General features: G+C 61.7%; 2 protein-coding genes and 1 pseudogene. All 3 read left to right on the forward strand.

Annotated elements, in window-relative coordinates:
* Positions 1-134 precede the first annotated feature (134 nt).
* Positions 135-515 carry a VOC family protein gene (locus tag IVA80_RS04685; protein ID WP_247426050.1) on the forward strand — a complete coding sequence of 127 codons (381 nt, stop codon included), beginning with the start codon at positions 135-137 and terminating at the stop codon, positions 513-515.
* A 290-nt stretch (positions 516-805) separates the two neighbouring features.
* Positions 806-2,083: an acyl-CoA dehydrogenase family protein gene (locus IVA80_RS04690; RefSeq protein WP_247426051.1), complete on the forward strand. Its 1,278-nt coding sequence runs from the start codon at positions 806-808 to the stop codon at positions 2,081-2,083.
* Between the two features lie 87 nt (positions 2,084-2,170).
* Positions 2,171-2,362 (forward strand): annotated as a pseudogene (locus tag IVA80_RS04695) (IS110 family transposase); the annotation flags it as partial.

The raw sequence follows: 2,362 nt of genomic DNA on the forward strand, positions 1-2,362 counted from the left end.
TTGCCTTCCAACCAAGCCGCGCGACGCGCGCCACAAATAGCGCCGTAGCTAGCGCGGCTTGGCTGGAAGGCTGCCCGGGGCCCGTTACCCCATCTACAAATTCACAATTCATAAGCGCAGAAGGGGACAGGGCAATGTTTTCACACGTGATGATCGGCACCAACAATCTGGAGAAGGCCAAGGCGTTCTACGACCAGTTGCTCGGCACGCTCGAGGTGCGGCCGGCCAGGATCGACGGCCATCGCATTTTCTACATCACCAAGATCGGCGTGTTCGCGGTGACGAAGCCGATCAACGGCGAGGCCGCCACGTGTGCGAATGGCGGCACCATCGGCTTTGCCTGCAACTCGCCGGAGCAGGTCGATGCCTGGCATGCCGCCGGTCTCGCCGGCGGCGGCAAGACTTGCGAGGATCCGCCCGGCATCCGTCAGGGTCCGGGCGGCAAGCTCTACATCGCCTATTTGCGCGATCTCGACGGCAACAAGATTTGCGCGATGCATCGGATGCCGAACTGATCGAATCTATCGCGCATGTGCCACAGTCTCCGCCGTCATCGTCCGACTTGATCGGGCGATCCAGTATTCCAGAGCTGTCAGCGATTCACGGAAAAGCCGCGGCGTGCTGGATTCCCCGCCTCCGTGGGGAATGACCGCTGTATGTTGGCGGCACCATTCAAACAACATTTCAAACGCCTCGCGATATTCCATCGCGTGGCATGGGCCGCGTGAAAAAATGCGCGCTCGCACTTTGGCCGCGCTGCGACTATTCTCTCGTCCAGCACGATCTCTGCGACCCGGGAGGAACAATGACAAAACACACCTACATACCCCGCACCACCAACTACACCCTCAATCCGGGCGACGAGCTCAACGACCTCCGCATGTCGGACCAGGTCCGGCCGCTCTACGATCACGTCAGGAAATTCATCCGCGACACCGTCGAGCCGATGTCGATCGAGTTCGCCAAGGCTGGCGAAGGCAAAGAGGATCGCTGGAGCTTCACCCCGAAGCAGCTCGAGGTGCTCGAGGTCGCCAAGAACAAGGCCAAGAAGGAAGGCCTCTGGAACTTCTTCCTGCCCGATGACGAGACCGGCCAGGGCCTGAAGAATCTCGATTACGCCTATATCGCCTCCGAGCTCGGCAAGAGCCCGCTGGCCTCCGAGAGCATGAACTGCTCGGCGCCCGACACCGGCAACATGGAGGTGCTGGAGCGAGTCGGCACCAAGGAGCAGAAGGAGAAGTGGCTGAAGCCGCTGATGAACGGCGAGATCCGTTCGGCCTATGTCATGACCGAGCCGAACGTCGCCTCCTCCGACGCCAAGAACATTTCGACGACCGCAAAGCTCGTCGGCGACGAATGGGTCATCAACGGCGAGAAATACTACATCTCCGGCGTTGGCGATCCTCGCTGCAAGATCCTCATCGTGATGGTGAAGACCAATCCGGATGCGGCGCCGAGCAAGCAGCAGTCGCAGATCCTGGTGCCGCGCGATACGCCCGGCGTCGAGGTGCTCGGTCCCATGTACGTGTTCGGCCAGGACCACGCGCCACGCGGCCACATGCACATGCGCTTCAACAACGTCCGTGTACCCAAGGAGAACATGCTGCTCGGCGAAGGCCGCGGCTTCGAGATCTCGCAGCTCCGCCTCGGGCCGGGGCGCATCCACCATTGCATGCGCACCATCGGCAAGGCCGAAAAGGCGCTCGATTTGATGGTGCAGCGTGGCCTCACCCGCGAAGCCTTCGGCAAGAAGATCGCCCATCTCGGCGGCAACATGCAGATCATCGCGCAGGCGCGCTGCGAGATCGAGGCGATGCGGCTGATGGTGCTGAAGGCGGCGAAGGCCATGGACGTGCTCGGCAACAAGGAGGCCCGCGTCTGGGTCTCGATGGTCAAGGCCATGGTGCCGGAGCGCGCCTGCAAGATCATCGACCAGTCGATCCAGATGCACGGCGCCACCGGCATCTCGCACTGGACCCCGCTCGCGGAGATGTATCAGGACGTCCGCCATCTGCGCTTCGCGGACGGTCCGGACGAGGTGCACTGGATGGTGGTGGGACGGCACGAGCTGAGCATGGCGTAAGCCCACGACACCGTAGATTCCATGGGGCGGTGAGCGGGCTCTTTCCGATAGGTTTGGGTTTCCACACTCGAACCATCGGAGAGTTTGATGCAAGCATCGACCGAGAGCACGCCCACCGCCGGGCATATTGGCACAATTTTCGTTGCGATCGAACTGAGTCAAAAGACTTGGCTGGTGACACTGCACAGTCCGGATCGTGACCGGATCTCACGCCACAAGATTGAGGGCGGCGATCACGCCGGGCTGCTGGCCTTGCTCGAGAAGATCAAGGCGCGAGCG

It is taken from the genome of Bradyrhizobium sp. 139, assembly GCF_023074175.1.
GTDB lineage: Bacteria > Pseudomonadota > Alphaproteobacteria > Rhizobiales > Xanthobacteraceae > Bradyrhizobium.

Excerpts from the sequence above, each read along its gene's own strand:
- IVA80_RS04685 (WP_247426050.1), top strand. The coding sequence starts at position 135 with ATGTTTTCACACGTGATGATCGGCACCAACAATCTGGAGAAGGCCAAG.
- IVA80_RS04690 (WP_247426051.1), top strand. The coding sequence starts at position 806 with ATGACAAAACACACCTACATACCCCGCACCACCAACTACACCCTCAAT.